This window comes from Parabacteroides sp. AF21-43 (assembly GCF_003635435.1).
Lineage (GTDB): Bacteria > Bacteroidota > Bacteroidia > Bacteroidales > Tannerellaceae > Parabacteroides > Parabacteroides distasonis.
The window spans coordinates 151,387-168,019 of record NZ_QTMG01000005.1 but is presented as its reverse complement, the minus strand read 5'-3'; the positions used below and the strand labels follow the sequence as shown (position 1 = coordinate 168,019).

17 protein-coding genes are annotated in these 16,633 nt (G+C 45.4%); 9 read left to right on the top strand and 8 right to left on the bottom strand.

Annotation, left to right across the window (positions count from 1 at the left end):
- Positions 1–69: 69 nt before the first annotated feature.
- The 9 genes from DWX84_RS05985 (at position 70) to DWX84_RS05935 (ending at position 9,090) form a co-directional block, all read left to right on the top strand.
- Entirely contained in the window at positions 70–1,953 is a 1,884-nt protein-coding gene (locus DWX84_RS05985; RefSeq protein ID WP_005864442.1) for an ABC-F family ATP-binding cassette domain-containing protein, read from the top strand.
- 13 nt (positions 1,954–1,966) lie between these two features.
- Positions 1,967–3,142, top strand: a complete 1,176-nt coding sequence (locus tag DWX84_RS05980) for an MFS transporter (protein WP_008780086.1) — start codon at positions 1,967–1,969, stop codon at positions 3,140–3,142.
- A gap of 144 nt (positions 3,143–3,286) precedes the next feature.
- Complete coding sequence (locus DWX84_RS05975) at positions 3,287–3,670, top strand: hypothetical protein (RefSeq protein ID WP_008773491.1); 384 nt, start codon at positions 3,287–3,289, stop codon at positions 3,668–3,670.
- A gap of 456 nt (positions 3,671–4,126) precedes the next feature.
- A complete protein-coding gene (locus DWX84_RS05960; protein ID WP_005854530.1) occupies positions 4,127–4,510 on the top strand; it encodes a hypothetical protein in 384 nt (127 codons plus the stop codon).
- A 74-nt stretch (positions 4,511–4,584) separates the two neighbouring features.
- The gene (locus DWX84_RS05955; RefSeq protein ID WP_005854532.1) at positions 4,585–4,977 is read left to right on the top strand and encodes a hypothetical protein; all 393 of its coding nucleotides are present in this window, start codon (positions 4,585–4,587) and stop codon (positions 4,975–4,977) included.
- A gap of 141 nt (positions 4,978–5,118) precedes the next feature.
- Positions 5,119–6,018, top strand: a complete 900-nt coding sequence (locus tag DWX84_RS05950; RefSeq protein ID WP_048927593.1) for a YitT family protein — start codon at positions 5,119–5,121, stop codon at positions 6,016–6,018.
- A 51-nt stretch (positions 6,019–6,069) separates the two neighbouring features.
- The gene (locus tag DWX84_RS05945; protein WP_005854538.1) at positions 6,070–7,269 is read left to right on the top strand and encodes a pyridoxal phosphate-dependent aminotransferase; all 1,200 of its coding nucleotides are present in this window, start codon (positions 6,070–6,072) and stop codon (positions 7,267–7,269) included.
- Positions 7,270–8,514: an ABC transporter permease gene (locus DWX84_RS05940; protein WP_048927594.1), complete on the top strand. Its 1,245-nt coding sequence runs from the start codon at positions 7,270–7,272 to the stop codon at positions 8,512–8,514.
- 42 nt (positions 8,515–8,556) lie between these two features.
- Positions 8,557–9,090: a very short patch repair endonuclease gene (locus DWX84_RS05935; protein ID WP_008780092.1), complete on the top strand. Its 534-nt coding sequence runs from the start codon at positions 8,557–8,559 to the stop codon at positions 9,088–9,090.
- On the opposite strand, the gene DWX84_RS05930 is transcribed toward DWX84_RS05935, so the two are convergent.
- The 8 genes from DWX84_RS05930 to hisH all read right to left on the bottom strand — a co-directional run bounded on the left by DWX84_RS05930 (position 9,087) and on the right by hisH (position 16,361).
- Positions 9,087–10,250: a glycosyltransferase gene (locus tag DWX84_RS05930; protein ID WP_048927595.1), complete on the bottom strand. Its 1,164-nt coding sequence runs from the start codon at positions 10,248–10,250 to the stop codon at positions 9,087–9,089. The genes DWX84_RS05935 and DWX84_RS05930 overlap by 4 nt on opposite strands.
- Before the next feature lie 126 nt (positions 10,251–10,376).
- Positions 10,377–11,537, bottom strand: a complete 1,161-nt coding sequence (gene lysA / locus DWX84_RS05925; RefSeq protein WP_005864472.1) for a diaminopimelate decarboxylase — start codon at positions 11,535–11,537, stop codon at positions 10,377–10,379.
- Between the two features lie 62 nt (positions 11,538–11,599).
- A complete protein-coding gene (locus tag DWX84_RS05920; protein ID WP_048927596.1) occupies positions 11,600–12,916 on the bottom strand; it encodes an aspartate kinase in 1,317 nt (438 codons plus the stop codon).
- 66 nt (positions 12,917–12,982) lie between these two features.
- Positions 12,983–13,660, bottom strand: coding sequence for a cell division ATP-binding protein FtsE (locus DWX84_RS05915; protein ID WP_005854551.1), 678 nt, complete (start codon positions 13,658–13,660; stop codon positions 12,983–12,985).
- An 8-nt stretch (positions 13,661–13,668) separates the two neighbouring features.
- On the bottom strand, positions 13,669–14,265 hold the full coding sequence (gene hisIE / locus DWX84_RS05910) for a bifunctional phosphoribosyl-AMP cyclohydrolase/phosphoribosyl-ATP diphosphatase HisIE (RefSeq protein ID WP_005854554.1): 597 nt from the start codon (positions 14,263–14,265) through the stop codon (positions 13,669–13,671).
- 16 nt (positions 14,266–14,281) lie between these two features.
- The gene (gene hisF / locus DWX84_RS05905; RefSeq protein WP_005854556.1) at positions 14,282–15,037 is read right to left on the bottom strand and encodes an imidazole glycerol phosphate synthase subunit HisF; all 756 of its coding nucleotides are present in this window, start codon (positions 15,035–15,037) and stop codon (positions 14,282–14,284) included.
- 17 nt (positions 15,038–15,054) lie between these two features.
- On the bottom strand, positions 15,055–15,774 hold the full coding sequence (hisA, locus tag DWX84_RS05900) for a 1-(5-phosphoribosyl)-5-[(5-phosphoribosylamino)methylideneamino]imidazole-4-carboxamide isomerase (RefSeq protein ID WP_122377449.1): 720 nt from the start codon (positions 15,772–15,774) through the stop codon (positions 15,055–15,057).
- Positions 15,771–16,361 (bottom strand): imidazole glycerol phosphate synthase subunit HisH, encoded by a 591-nt coding sequence (gene hisH / locus DWX84_RS05895; RefSeq protein WP_008780097.1) that lies wholly within the window; start codon positions 16,359–16,361, stop codon positions 15,771–15,773. Before hisH ends, hisA begins: the two co-directional genes overlap by 4 nt.
- Positions 16,362–16,633: the final 272 nt, after the last annotated feature.

Sequence of the window (16,633 nt, the reverse complement as noted above, 5' to 3'; positions counted from 1 at the left end):
CGGAGAAAAGCTTAAAATTCGAGGATTTTGTGTAAGTTTGCCTTCCGATTTGAATTTAAATAAGAAAACATGATAAGTTACCTTCAGATAGATAAGCTGACCAAGAGCTTCGGTGATTTGGTTCTTTTCGAGGATATAACGTTCGGAGTCGCACAAGGACAGAAGATCGGGTTGATCGCTAAAAACGGGACGGGTAAGACTACCTTGTTGAATATTATCGGTGGTAAGGAGGATTACGACTCGGGTGAGGTGGTTTTCCGGAAAGACCTGCGGGTCGGGTATTTGGAGCAATCACCTTCTTATCCGGAAGAACTGACCGTGCTACAGGCTTGCTTCCACTCGAAGAACGAGACTGTCCGGTTGATCGCTGAGTACGAGGAGGCGATGGCGAAAGAGGATCATTCGAATCTGGAGGACATCCTTACCCGTATGGATAGCTTCAAGGCGTGGGATTATGAGCAAAAGGCGAAACAAATCCTCGGGCAGTTGAAGATTCATAACTTCAATCAGAAGATCGGGGAATTGTCCGGAGGACAGTTGAAACGGGTAGCCTTGGCGAATGTCTTGATCACGGACCCTGAATTGATTATCTTGGATGAGCCGACGAACCATTTGGATCTGGAGATGACCGAATGGCTGGAAGATTATCTGAGCCGGGCCAATATCAGTATCTTGATGGTGACGCACGACCGTTACTTCTTGGATCGTGTTTGTAGTGAGATCATCGAGATCGATAATAAGCAAATCTATTCGTATAAAGGTAATTATAGTTATTATCTGGAGAAACGCCAAGAGCGTGTCGAGGCGATGAACGCCGACGTGGAGCGCGCGAAGAATCTTCTCCGTACGGAACTGGATTGGATGCGCCGCCAGCCGCAGGCACGGGGCACGAAAGCGAAGTACCGTATCGATGCCTTTTATGAGCTGGAAAAGAAAGCGAAGCAACAACGGGATACCGGAAAGGTGAACTTGGACGTGAAGGCTTCTTACATTGGTTCGAAGATTTTCGAGGCGGTGAATGTAAGCAAACGTTTCGGTGATTTGAAGATTACGGAGGATTTCAACTATATTTTTGCCCGTTACGAGAAGATGGGTATTGTCGGGAATAACGGTACGGGCAAATCTACCTTTATCAAGATGCTGATGGGGGAGGTGGCTCCCGATAGCGGCCATTTCGATGTCGGCGAGACCGTTCGTTTCGGTTATTACAGTCAAGATGGCTTGAAGTTCGATGAGCAAATGAAAGTGATCGACGTGGTGCAGGCGATCGCCGAATACGTGGATTTGGGTAACGGACAGAAGATGGGTGTCTCCCAGTTCCTGAACTATTTCCTGTTCACGCCGGAGAAACAGCATAGTTACGTTTATAAATTGAGCGGTGGGGAGAAACGTCGCCTGTATTTATGTACGGTATTGATGCGTAGCCCGAACTTCTTGGTGCTCGATGAGCCGACCAATGATCTGGATATCGTGACCTTGAACGTATTGGAGGAATACCTTCGTAACTTCAAGGGGTGCGCTATCGTCGTTTCCCACGACCGTTACTTTATGGATAAGGTGGTAGATCACCTGCTGGTTTTCCGGGGTAACGCCGATATCAAGGATTTTCCCGGCAACTATACGCAGTATCGGGATTGGAAAGACGTGCAAGACCAACTGGAAAAAGAGGCGGAGGCTGCTTTGCAAGCGAGACAAAACCCGGCTCCGGAGAAACCGTCTCGTCCTGTCAATGAGCAAAAGAAAAAACTCACTTTCAAGGAGCGGAAAGAGTTCGAGGCCCTAGAGGAGGAGATACCGGCTTTAGAGGCGGAGAAGGCGGAGTTGGAGACCGCTATGAGCAGTGGTACTTTGTCTACGGACGAGCTTATGGCTAAATCTCAACGGATCACCCAAGTCATGGAAGAGATCGACGAGAAAACGATGCGCTGGCTGGAGTTGAGCGAGCTGGCATAAGTAATAAAGAGGAATGAGCGAGACTAAACCTGTACTTTGGAACCGGAATTTCGTCCAATGTTGTATCTCTTACTTCTTGATGAATTTCGCCTTTTATATGTTGATGCCTACTATGCCGGTCTATCTGGTAGAGGAATTGGGCATCAGCACGTCTGAGGTGGGGATGGTCTTGTCTAGCTATACGATCGGCTTGCTGTGCGTGCGCCCGTTCTCGGGATATCTGGTAGATTGTTTCTCCCGCAAACCGTTATATGTATTCGCCTTCACGATATTCGCCTGTCTGTTCGCCGGTTATTGGTTTGCGATGACGGTCTATACGATCATGGCGGTTCGTTTCATCCAAGGCGGGTTCATGGGACTGACCTCTGTTTCCGGCAATACGATTACGATAGACGTAATCCCTTCCAAGCGAAGGGGAGAAGGCATGGGCTTTTACGGATTGACGATCAATCTCGCCATGTCTTTGGCTCCTTTGGTGGCGGTCGGGCTGTACGATCGGCATGGTTTCTTCTGGATCATAGGGGTCGCTTTGGTGATCGCATTGGTCGGGATCGGCTCCGTCGGGCTGATCCGTTATCCGAAACGGGAGAAAGTGCCTCGTCCGGCCTTCTCGTTGGATCGTTTTATCTTGGTAAAAGCGCTTCCTGCGGCCTTGGCCTATTTGCTGGTCGCTATACCTTATGGGATGTTGCTCTCGTTCGTGGTATTATATGGTAAAGAGATCGAGGTGCCGGACCCCGGCTACTTCTTTATATTTATGGCGATCGGTGTAGGGACGGCCCGTTTGATTTCCGGACGGTTGGTGGACCATGGCAAGATCCATGTCGTGTCCATCGTATCCTTGGTCTCTTTGGCGATCTCGTTTTCCGTGTTCGCTACCGTACATACATCGTTTGTCTTTTTCGCTTGCGCCTTGGCGATCGGTATCGGTTTTGGCGTGAGCGTACCGGCTTTTCAATGTCTTTTCGTGAATGTCGCTCCGCACCATATGCGCGGTACGGCCACTTCTACCTACTTGACCTCTTTCGATTTCGGGATGGGGATCGGGATGTTATCCGCCGGCTTTATCGCTACCCGTGCCAATCTGGCTACCGCCTACGGAGTCGGGGCGGTTTGTTGCCTTCTTTCCTTATTCGTCTATATCCGCTTGGTAAAAGCCTCGTACGAGAGGAATAAGCTGATTTCTTGATCCGCTTGATTCCCGGTTTCGTCTAAACCTACGGCGTACTTCGTCGATTCTTCCTTTTCTAGCGGGAAACCTCACCCTATATTTGTATCAAAGATCACAGAGAAATAGGTTTTTAAGGTTTAACAAATGAAAGGAATAGGTAGTATGAAACGTTTAGTAATGGCTATGTCAGCCTTGTTGGTAAGTGTGACAATGAGTTTCGCGCAGGAATCGAGCTTACATAAAGAACCGTTTGTAGTCAATGTGGGCCAATTGGTAAGCTATCTGGAATTACGTCCCAGCCAGATTAATGAGGTAGCGATGATCAACGATTATTTTAGGGAAAAGCAAAGCGAGGGCTTGAGGGGAAGTCATAAAATGCGGGATAAACGGATGCGGCAAGCCGTATTTGGCAACTTAAAGTTGATGAAAAAGGCGTTAAGCACCGATCAATATCGGAAATACGTGGCTTTGATCAACGTAACGAACAATAATAACCGGATGACGAGCGGGCTTTCCTTCCCCGATGTTTATCTAGCCGATAAATAAGTAAAGGATAGATGTAAAGTATCAAGCTATTGCATAAAAAGTATCTTGTGACTGTATCTATTCTATAAACCACGTCGTGGTCTGTATAGATCATGTCGTGGTTTTTATAGATCACGCTGTGGTTTGTATAATCCACGACGGAGATTATAGAATAGATATGGTATCGTATAAGAATACAGCTAGGCTTGTATAAGAATATATCTAGGCTTTTGCTTGTTTATAAACGGTGTCTATGATGAAATAGATAGTGTTTATCGTAATATGTATTACAAAATGATTGCTATATGCCTTGATGTATATCAATAACGTCAATTGTTTGCAAAAATTAACCGTATTAAAGAACAATGTTATAAAACATACTGTTATATTTGCAGTAACAAAAAGAGAAAGATAGAAGATGCGGAAACGCCGCATTTATTAGTTAAGGTCTTAGTTTAGGTTTAAATTTTAGGTATTATGAGACGTTTAGGTATGATGGTAGTCGCTTTAATGATGGTAGCGACAATGAGCTTTGCTCAAAAGGTTAGTGATTCAAAGAGTATGAGTTTCGATAAGCTAAGCAGATATTTGCAGCTTGACGCAAACCAGATCGCTGAGGTGTCAGAGATTAATACTTACTTCGAGAATCAATTAGGTCAACCCTTGTCTGCGGAAGCGCTTTGCAATAACGCAAGACCGGAAGAAACTCGCAACGCATTGTTGTGTAATTTGAAACTGATGAAACGTGCATTGACTAAAGATCAATATCGTAAATATGTAGCGTTGATTAATGTGACTCGCGCTAATCAGGAAGATAAGGTTTCTAATCCGCTTTTGGACAGCTATTTGGCTGAGAAGTAATTAAGCCAATGTGATTGGGCTATGTGTTTTTAAGGTTTTTGTTTAGGTTTAACAATTTAAGGTTTTTAGGTATTATGAAACGTTTTGGAATGGCAGTCGCAGCCTTATTGATGTGTGCGACAATGAGCTTCGCTCAGAAACCGAGTTTGAGTAGAGAACCGTTTGTGGTAAGTACAGAGAAGTTAGCGAACTATTTGCAATTGACTCCGAGCCAGTTGGACGAGGTAGCTAACATCAACGAATATTTCATCGAGATGCAGAACGCAAGTGTAAAAGCTAGCGCTAAATTGCAGGACAAGAAGATGTATCAGGCGGTTTACGGTAACTTGAAGTTGATGAAGAAGGCTTTGAGCCCGGATCAATATCGTAAGTATGTTACTTTATTGAACATCACGAATAATAACAACCGTACACTGGGTGTTAATACGTTCCCGGAAGTGTACTTAGCGGATAACGCAAGTAAGTAATTTATACTATATAAGAGTGTGTCCCCCACTATTTCCTGTCAAAAGGTAAATAGTGGGGATACTTTTTTTTAAGGCTTGCGTATAAATCGAAGAAGATTGTGTAAGTTTGCGGCGTTTTACAAATAACGCTTAATTCGAGTCATGACAACACAACAACTTTTAGTCCCTTCTAATGCTACTTTGAAGAGAAATGTAATGGACTACTCCTTAATCGTGGTAGGTTCATTTTTGCAGGCACTTAGTTACGTGCTTTTCCTAGCGCCTTACAAAATCGTACCGGGAGGTGTGTACGGTATCTCTATCGTAATCCACTATGTGACGAAAGATTTGTTCCCGTTCTTCCCGGATGGTTTGCCGATGGGTGCGACGGCGCTTTGCTTCAATATCCCGTTGCTGATTTTGGCGATGAAAAAGATCGGATTGTCTTCCGGCCCGAAGACGATCGTCACTTTCTTGCTGATCTCTATATTTACCGACTCATTATCTTATTTCCTTACCGATCCATTGGTGGAGAACGATGCCTTTATCGCCGCCTTTTACGGTGGAGCTATTTTAGGATTGGGTGTGACTTGTATTTTCCGGGCGCAAAGTACGAGTGCCGGTACGGATGTATTGGCACGTGTGATCGCTAATGACTCCAACTTGAAGGTCAGCAATATGATCATCGTATTGGATTCTGCGGTCGTATTGTTGGGCTTGATCGTGTTTAAGGATTGGGCGGTACCTTTGTATTCTTGGTTTACTATTTTCGTATATGGAAAGATCGTGGAGATGTTTCAGACGGAGAACCCGAACCGTGCTGTCTTTATCGTTTCCCGAAAGACAAAGGAAATGCGTGATTTGATTGTCGATAAAATGGGTATGAGAGGAACATTTATCCATGGTAAAGGCATGTACGAGGGACATGAGACCGAGATTATCTTTACGATTGCCGAGCGTAAGGACATGCCCCGCTTGAAAGATGAGGTAAAAGAGATCGATCCGAATGCTTTTGTATCTACGATGCACGCTAGCAAAGATTCGCCAAGACCGGGTATTTGATTAATAATTTTACTATCTTTGCCCCTCAAAACGAATAAATATAAGATAGTAATGCCCAACATCTCACAAAGAGGAGTCGAAATGCCCGCTTCCCCGATCCGGAAGCTGGCTCCATTGGCCGATGCTGCCAAACAGAGAGGAGTTCATGTGTATCACCTGAATATCGGTCAGCCCGACCTTCCCACTCCGCGAGCGGCACTCGACGCGATCCGTAATGTCGATCGTACGGTGTTGGAATATAGCCCTAGTCAGGGATATCGCAGTTATCGCGAGAAGTTGGTTGGATATTATAAAAAGTATGATATTAATCTTACGGCTGACGATATTATCATCACTACCGGTGGTTCGGAGGCTGTTTTGTTTGCCTTCTTGAGCTGCTTGAATCCGGGTGATGAGATTATCGTACCGGAACCTGCTTATGCTAATTATATGGCATTCGCTATCTCGGCAGGAGCCGTGATCCGGACAGTGACGACTACGATAGAGGAAGGATTTTCTCTTCCGAAAGTAGAGAAATTCGAGGAGTTGATCAATGAGCGTACCAAAGCGATCCTGATCTGTAACCCGAACAATCCTACGGGTTATTTGTATACGCGTCGTGAGATGAATCAAATCCGGGATATCGTAAAGAAATATGATCTTTATCTTTTCTCGGATGAGGTATACCGGGAGTTTATCTATACCGGTTCCCCGTATATCTCGGCTTGTCATCTGGAAGGTATCGAGCAGAACGTGGTATTGATCGATTCTGTCTCCAAACGCTATTCGGAATGCGGTATCCGTATCGGTGCGTTGATTACGAAAAATGCCGAAGTGCGTAGTGCCGTCATGAAGTTCTGCCAAGCTCGTTTAAGCCCGCCTTTGATCGGACAGATCGCAGCCGAGGCCTCTTTGGATGCTTCCGAGGAGTATGCCCGTGAGACTTATGACGAGTATGTGGAACGGCGTAAATGCTTGATCGATGGCTTGAACCGTATTCCCGGCGTTTATTCTCCCATACCGATGGGCGCTTTCTATACGGTGGCTAAACTTCCGGTGGATGATGCCGATAAGTTCTGCGCTTGGTGTCTGGAAGAGTTTGAATACGAGGGTCAGACGGTCATGATGGCACCGGCGTCGGGTTTTTACACGACACCGGGACTTGGTAAGAATGAGGTCCGTATGGCCTATGTCTTGAAAAAGGAAGATCTGGCGAAAGCTTTGACGGTGTTATCAAAGGCGCTGGAAGCTTATCCGGGAAGAATGTTATAAATGAATTTAGAGCTATTTATCGCCAAAAAGATACATTTCAGCAAGGAGGGGGATCGTGAGGTTACTCCTCCCGCTGTTCGTATTGCCATGATCGGGATCGCTTTGGGATTGGCGGTGATGATCCTTTCGGTGGCGATCGTGATAGGCTTTAAGAAAGAGGTCCGGAACAAGGTGATCGGTTTCGGCTCGCATATCCAGATCACGAATTTCGATAGTAATTCTTCCTATGAGTCGCAGCCGATAGCGGTTAGCGATACTTTATTGAATGCGCTCGATGCATTCCCCGGTATTCGCCATGTCGAGAAATTTGCGACGAAGCTAGGCATCTTGAAGACTGACCAAGATTTTCAAGGAATTGTCTTGAAAGGGGTGGACACGGATTATGACTGGACTTTCTTCAAGGATAATTTAAAAGAAGGCGAGATCTTTACGATCCAACCGGATAAGAACTCTACAGATGTTATTGTTTCCAAGTATTTATCAGATCTGCTAGGACTAAAGGTAGGGGATTCTTTCCTGACTTATTTTGTGCAAGATGACGTGCGTGCCCGTAAGTTCACGATCACGGGGATTTATGAGACGGGTTTCCTTGATTATGACAAGATGTTCGTAATTGCTGATATTAAGCAGATACGCCGCTTGAACGGTTGGGATAAAGATCAAGTAAGCGGACTGGAGTTGCAAGTGGATGACTATGATCGTTTGGACCAAGTGGCCGAGGATGTTTATTTCGATCTGACGGAACGGCAAGACCGAAATGGCAATACGTTCTACGCCCGCTCGATCAAGGAGTTGAACCCGATGATCTTTAATTGGCTGGATGTGCTGGACATCAATGTGGTGGTTATCTTGGCGCTGATGCTTTCCGTCGCAGGGTTTACCATGATCTCCGGATTATTGATCATAATCTTAGAGCGTACCAATATGATCGGAATCCTAAAAGCCTTGGGACAAAATAATAACAGTATTCGCAAGATCTTCTTGTATGTCTCTTTCTTCTTGATCGGCAAAGGAATGTTGTGGGGGAATATCATCGGTATCTCTCTTTGTTTGCTTCAATCTCATTTCCACATTATCCAATTAGATCCTTCTATTTATTATTTGGATGCCGTGCCTATCGATCTGAGCCTATTTTCACTGTTCCTTTTGAATATAGGGACATTGGCCGCCTCCATGTTGATGATGTTAGGACCTTCCTATTTGATTACGAAGATTGATCCGGCCAAGAGTATCCGTTTTGAATAAAAGCCGTATCTTTGGCATACGTTCTAGTTTTGCCGGATTGATATGACAGATCTTATCTCTAAAGAAAAGCGTAGCTATATCATGTCTATGATTAAGGGTAAGAATACAAAGCCCGAGATTATAGTCCGTAAATACCTGTTCCATTGTGGCTTTCGCTTTCGTGTGAATGTAAAGCGCCTTCCCGGTACCCCTGATATCGTATTGCGTAAATATAAGACCGCTATCTTCGTGAACGGCTGTTTCTGGCATGGGCACGAGGGTTGCCCTGAATTTCGTCCTCCCCGTACCCGGGTAGAGTGGTGGACCGAGAAACTAAACCGGAATAAAGCCCGGGATGCCCGTGTACGTGAGGAATTACGAGCGATGGGCTGGAATACGATGGTGATCTGGGAATGCCAGCTTAAACCCAAAGAACGGCAAGCTACTTTAGAAAATGTCGTCCGTTTATTGGAAAAGACGTATGTGGAATCTACCTATCATGCGAAGTTTACCCCAGCCTACCCGCTATTAGAGGAGGAAGAACTTCCCAAAGTGGCGGAAGAAGAGATATCCTATGAGAGTGCTCATCATTATTAATTCTCCAACCGGAACGTATAATCCTTCCTACTTCTGAAAAGCCGGTAAATACGGACATATCCATTGAATATGGGTTGAATAAACTCCAACAGGAATAACCAACCGGTAGTGGGGTTTTGTTGGAGCATTCGAGCCGATTTGCCGAAAACGATTGCCTTGATTATAAAACGTGTCAAATATAATAATACGGCGATCAAGGAGATTAGCCAATTGCCCTGTAATCCGATCACTACCGTAGCGATAACCGATGCTTGGAAAAGGTAGAAACAAGTGGATTCGAGATGATAGAATGTCAAGGCGCTTCCTTTGTAATACCGTTGAGTGGCAGCACGGGAAACCTTCATCTCTTTCCAGATTCCAAAACGTTCGATTTGATCCATTTCCGTTAGGCTGTCCGGGGTATAAATTACTTTCGTATTCTCCTTGGTCGAGGCTTCGTTGATGAATAAGTCATCGTCTCCCGCATGCAAGTTCAAGGATTGGTAGTAACCTTTATGCTTGAAGAATAAGTCTTTCCGATAAGATAAATTTCGTCCGTTTCCGGTATATGGGTGATGGGAGAGGGCGGAAGATAGATAACGTAAACCCGTCAATAAGTTATCATAGGCGATCAACTTATGAAAGAATCCCTTGTAGTTGCTGTATTTGCAGTAGCCCAAGACAATACTGGTCTCGGGTGTGTATCCACCAACCATGGCGGATAACCATTGATCGTTGAGCGGTTGGCAATTCGCCTCCGTGAATAGAAGAATATCGTATTTGGCCGCTTTCACGCCTAGGGTAAACGCCAGTTTACGGCGGCTTAGGTAACGAGCGTCCGAGGGGACGTAAGTATGATACAAATGTTTATACTCATTTTGAAAGAACTTTAGCGTATCGTCGGTATCGTCTCTCGAGCCATCGTTGATAACGACTACCTGATATTCAGGGTAATCTTGTGTAAGTAACGCAGGAAGGTGTTTCTTGAGGTTCTCAGAATCATTTTTAGCGTATATGATGATGGATACGGGGAGTTTATTACCTTCCTCTAAGGTATCATCCGTTCGTCTTGACGCACGTAAAGGGCGGGCATAAGCGATCAGATAATAAAGAGATAAGATAACGAACCCTATTAAGGAGATTCCCAATAGGAAAAGCTCTGTATTATTGAGTAGAAACATAATAATGTGCCAATGTGATTAATATGCCAATGTGTCAATATCATTAATGAGCCAATATGATTAATACGCCAATGTGCCAATAAGCTACTCAAGGTATTTACATTGGCACATTGATCAATTGGCTCATTATTTTATCGTATCGGAATAATAGGCTTTAGGTAAATGACGGCAGTTGTATTGGGAGGCCATGACCTCGCCATAAGCGCCGGCGGAACGAAGGGCGATCAAGTCGCCACGATGAGCCTTATTCAACTCTACATCCTTGCCGAATACATCCGATGACTCACAGATCGGGCCCACTACATCGTAAGTCTCTACTGCCTCATCGCTGCTGATGTTCTCGATACGGTGATAAGCGTCGTACATCGCCGGGCGGATCAATTCCGTGAAACCTGCGTCAAGGATAGCGAATTTCTTCGTCTCTCCTTCCTTGACATATAATACCTTAGAGATTAATGTTCCGCATTGAGCGACGATCGAACGTCCCGGCTCAAAATGTACCTGTTGACCCGGACGTACTTGAAGCAGTTTATGAATGGCCGCGAAATAGTTATCGAAAGCCGGGATCGATAAATGATTCGGGTGATAGTAATCGATACCTAATCCACCTCCGAAGTTCAGGTTCTCCACCGTAACCCCGTGAGCTTCCAGTTCTTCCTGTATCTCGTTGAAACGAATTACCAAATTGCGGAAGCTAGACATATCCGTGATCTGTGAACCGATATGGCTATGGATACCGATCAACTTCACATTCTTCATCTCCTTTAATTTATCCAGTACGCCTCCTAATTGGCTAAGGTTGATACCGAATTTATTTTCCTTCATACCCGTCGTGATCTTGGCATGTGTATGGGCATCCACTTCCGGGTTGATACGAAGGGCGATAGAGGCTACTTTATTCTTGGTGGCCGCCAGCTCATTGATAATTTCCAGCTCAACGGCAGATTCCACGTTAAAGCAGAAAATATCATTGTCCAGTCCTAGGTTGATCTCCCAATCCGCTTTGCCAACACCAGCAAAGACAATCTTATCGGCAGGAAAACCGGCATCTAAAGCTGCCTGTACCTCGCCGCCACTTACGCAGTCTGCGCCAAGGCCGTTTGCCGCTATGATGGAAAGGATACGGGGATTGGCATTAGCTTTCACGGCATAATGCACGTGGTAACCATATTTCCCGGATTCGGTTTTTACTACGTCTAATGTGTCTTGCAATAGCTTGACATCATAATAATAAAAAGGCGTAGAAAGCTGCTTGAACTTTTCTACAGGAAATGTTCCTTTGAGCATATTATACGAAATTATATAAAGATAAATAAGGGCAGTCTGTAAAAGGCCGCCCTCGTTTGTTTTTATTTGTTGTTAAATAAATGATCGCTTAGAGCTTGCAGCGCTCTCTGCTTGTCCGAGGCCTTAATCAGCAAGGAGACGTTGTAGTTGCTTCCTCCGTAGGAGATCATGCGAACCGGGACATCCTTCATGGCCTGTACGATACGAGCCTCGAAGCCGATGTTATCCCATTCTAGGTCGCCAACCACGCAAACGATAACCATATCCTCGTCTACGGTCACGGTTCCGTACTTCTTCAAATCGTCAACGATCTCTTCCAGATGCTTGCGGTTATCGATCGTAACGGAGACACCCACTTCGGAAGTCGTAACCATATCGATCGGAGTCTGGTAGTTCTCGAAAGTCTCGAATACCTTACGCAAGAAACCTGTAGCTAGCAACATACGTCCGCTCTTGATCTTGATAGAGGTAATATTGTCTTTGGCGGCGACCGCTTTGATCTTACCTTTTTCGATAGCGTTTGAGATCAATGTACCCGGAGCGTCCGGCTGCATTGTATTTAGCAAACGGACCGGGATGTTGTTCAATTTAGCCGGTAATATACAAGTCGGGTGAAGGATCTTGGCTCCGAAATAAGCTAACTCGGCAGCTTCCTCGAAATGCAATTGACGGACTGGAGACGTTCCCTGTACGATACGAGGGTCGTTATTGTGCATACCGTCGATGTCTGTCCAGATCTGGATCTCTTCCGCACCGATAGCCGCGCCGATTAAGGATGCGCTATAGTCGCTACCACCCCGTTGCAGGTTATCGATCTCGCCGTAAGCGTTGCGGCAGATATAACCTTGTGTGATGTATAGATCAGCATCCTTATTATCAGCGAGTAATTTTTCCAATTTCTCTTTGATATAGACAGGGTCCGGTTCCGCGTTCTTATCCGTACGCATATAATCCAAAGCCGGGATCAATACGGATTTCACGCCGCATTCGTTCAAATAAAGATTCATCATACCCGTAGAGATCAACTCTCCTTGCGCCAAGACAACCTTTTCCTCGAATAAGGTAAACAGATCCTTCGTGAACGTACGGATATATTCGAAATGAGATTTTATCAGTTCTTTGGCCTTCTGTTTATATTCCTCGGTGCTGTATAGTTCCTCAACATGGCCCATGTATTTCATGGCAAGCTTGTTGATGATCTCATTCGCTCCGTCTGGGTTCTTTTTGTACAGGTAGTCGGAAATCTCGACTAACGAGTTGGTTGTACCCGACATGGCTGACAATACAACGATCTTACGGTCTCCCGTGATCAGTTTCGCTACATCTTTCATTCTCTGTGCAGATCCCACAGAAGTACCGCCAAACTTTAAAACTTTCATCTTCTTTTGTTCTATATTAAATTGTTTTCTTTTTCAATCGAATGCGACCGCAAAGTTACAAAAAAATTATTCTCTGACATCACTTAGACAGGCATTCTCGCATTTTACTATGCGGGCAGGATAATTATGCACGATCGTATAGTTATGAGTGGTCATAATCACCGCCGTTCCCTGCTGGCAGATGTCGTGTAAGAGTTGTACGATTTGTCCGCTCGTCTCCGGGTCCAAGTTGCCGGTCGGCTCATCCGCCAGTATCAACTTGGGGTTGTTCAGAAGGGCACGGGCAATAACGATACGTTGTTGTTCCCCGCCGGATAGCTCATGCGGCATTTTATAGCCTTTGTCTTGCATGCCTACCTGACGGAGCACGTTGTCTATCCGTTCCTTGATCTCGCTTTTCTTTTTCCATCCGGTGGCTTTCAGCACGAATTCCAGATTCTTGGAGACGGAACGGTCGGTCAACAATTGGAAATCTTGGAAGACGATACCTAGTTTCCTACGCAAATAAGGGATATCCTTCCGCTTCATCTTGGTGAGGTTGTAATCCATGATACGTGCCTCGCCTCGCAAGATCGGTATCTCGCAATACAAGGACTTGAGCAGGCTGCTTTTACCGGAGCCTACCTTCCCGATCACATATACGAACTCTCCGTTACGAAGCGTGAGGCATGCGTCGTGTAATACCCTGTTTTCCTCACGGCATATCTCCACGTTCTCTAATTTGAGTAGAATATCTTCTTCCATAGAATTTATCAACCTTTATGTCTTTTCTTTAATTCACGGGCGAGGTCTTCCAGACGAAGTCCCTTGCTTGTCAATAATACGATTAAGTGGTAAACCAAGTCGGATGCCTCATAGATGAAGCCGTCTTCGGTTCCGTTGGTCGCCTCGATAACGGTCTCTACCGCTTCTTCGCCGACTTTCTGGGCCATGCGATTCACGCCTTTCTGGAATAAGGTAGTCGTATAGGAACCTTCCGGCATTTCTTGACGGCGACGCTCGATGAAGTTCTGCAAGTATTTCAAGAACATGATATCCTCTACGTTCTTCTCGCCGAAACAAGTATCCGCTCCCGTATGACAAACCGGTCCGGCTGGAATCGCCTTGATCAATAATGTATCGTTGTCGCAATCCGCCGTGATGCTAACCACCTGCAACGTATTTCCGCTACTCTCTCCCTTCATCCACAAACGGTTTTTCGTGCGGCTAAAGAATGTAACCTTACCCGTACTTACTGTCTCATCATAAGCTTCTTGATTCATGAAGCCCAACATTAATACCTTACTAGTGTTGTTGTCTTGTACGATAGCGGGTATTAATCCGCCCATTTTCTCGAAATCTAATTTCATCTTTATATATAATGTGTTATATCCTTACATTGATCCCCTCGTCCTTGAGGTATTGCTTCAAGTCGCCTATCCGTATCTCGCCGAAATGGAAAACGCTGGCCGCTAAAGCCGCGTCCGCTTTCCCATTGGAAAACGTATCCCGGAAATGTTCCATCTTTCCCGCTCCACCGGAGGCGATAACCGGGATATGCAACGTATCGGCCAAGGTAGCCAGAGCGTCGTTCGCGTATCCGTCTTTTACGCCATCGTGCGTCATACTGGTGAAAAGGATCTCGCCGGCGCCACGGCTTTCCGCTTCCGAGGCCCATTGAAACAAATACTTATCCGTCGGGACACGCCCTCCGTTTAGATAGCATAGCCAGTCATTGTTCTCAAAATTAGCGTCGATAGCGACTACGCATACCTGACTACCAAAGTTCTTGGCGATCTCCTCGATTAATGCCGGGTTACGTAAAGCCGCCGAGTTGATCGAGACCTTATCGGCGCCAGCGCTAAGCAAACGATCCACGTCCTTCAATTCGTTGATACCTCCACCCACGGTAAAAGGGATGCTGATATGGGCCGCCACTTGTTTTACCAACTCGGTGAAAGTCTTTCGCCCCTCGTGTGAGGCGGTAATATCCAAGTACACTAATTCGTCGGCCCCTTCACGGCTGTACTGGGCACCCAACTCCACGGGGTCTCCAGCGTCGCGAAAGTTCACGAAGTTGATGCCTTTTACGGTCTTTCCATCCTTTATATCCAGACAGGGAACAATTCTCTTGGCTAGCATATATCTATTTTATTATTTCAAGTAAAACGAAGTAAATCTTTCAACTGGATCTTCCCTTCATAAATGGCCTTGCCGAAAATGACAGCGGGAATCCCAGCCTCAGATAATTTCTCAATATCCTCGATCGAGCTTACGCCACCGCTCGCTATGATATAAAGGAAGGGGATCTCGTCCCGTATCTCTTTATATAAATCGATAGCCGGGCCTTGCAGCATACCATCCCGTGCGATATCCGTGCAGATCACCTTGGTAATCCCCTTGTCGTAATATCCTTTGATAAAAGGAATCAACTCCTGGCTGGTCGTTTCCTCCCAACCACTGATGGCGATCTTCTTTTCCTTGGCATCGGCCCCTAATATGATTTTCTCGCTACCGAACTTGCTGATCCAAGAGGTGAACATTTCCGGGTTCTTCACGGCGATACTGCCCCCGGTTACCATCTGGGCGCCGCTTTCGAAGGCGATCTCCAGATCATCCTCTTGTTTCAAGCCCCCTCCGAAATCAATGATCAAGGAAGTCCGGGTCGCTATCCGCTCAAGGATACGGTAGTTGATGATGCGTCCTTCACGGGCTCCATCCAAATCTACCACATGCAAACGCTGGATGCCGTTACCCTCGAACATCTTGGCCACCTCCAGAGGATCTTCGTTGTAAACCTTCTTGGTCGCGTAATCTCCTTGCGTCAACCGGACGCATTTGCCATCTATTATATCTATAGCGGGAATAAGCTCAATCATATCTTTAAAAAGTTTTTCAATATAACCTCTCCTACCGATCCACTTTTTTCCGGATGGAACTGTGTTGCGTAGAAGTTGTCCTTATGTAAAGCGGCGCTGAACGGAAGGATGTAATCGGTCGTAGCCGCCGTATATTCATTTACAGGTACATAATAACTATGTACGAAGTAAACAAATTTGTTCTCCAATCGCTCATTGAATAGGCCGCTTTTAACGTTTGTCAAGGTATTCCAACCCATGTGAGGAACCTTGTCCTCATGCTTTTGCGGAATAAAACGTTTTACTTCCGTAGGGAAGATCCCCAAGCAATCTGCGTTTCCCTCCTCCGAACGCATGCACATCAATTGCATGCCGAGGCATATCCCGAGTACCGGTTGCTTTAGGTTCAAGATCACCTGATCCAATTTATGCTCCCTTAAATACTCCATGGTCGTGAAAGCTTCACCTACTCCGGGAAAGATAACCTTATCCGCTTTATTTAATAATTCCGGATCAGCCGTGATGATCGGGGTAACGCCCAACCGCTTCAAAGCGTAATCTACCGAGTAGATGTTTCCGGCATTATATTTAATAATGGCAACGTCCATTGTTGTTAAGCATTTATATTGAGTCGCAAAAGTAACAAATTATCATTACATAATTATGAATGGCGATTGAAAAGTTCCAAAATGAAATGTATTTGTGATAAACTGGTGTGATCGGGAAGGGGAAATAAAGAAAGGGACGATCGCTTATGTGGACCTATGGAAAGAATATTTCAGCGAAAAGTTGATTTTTTTTACTCCAGCTATTGCAGGTTTAAAAATAATACTTACCTTTGCACCGCAATCGAGAGAGATAGCGATAAAGAAAAGAGGTT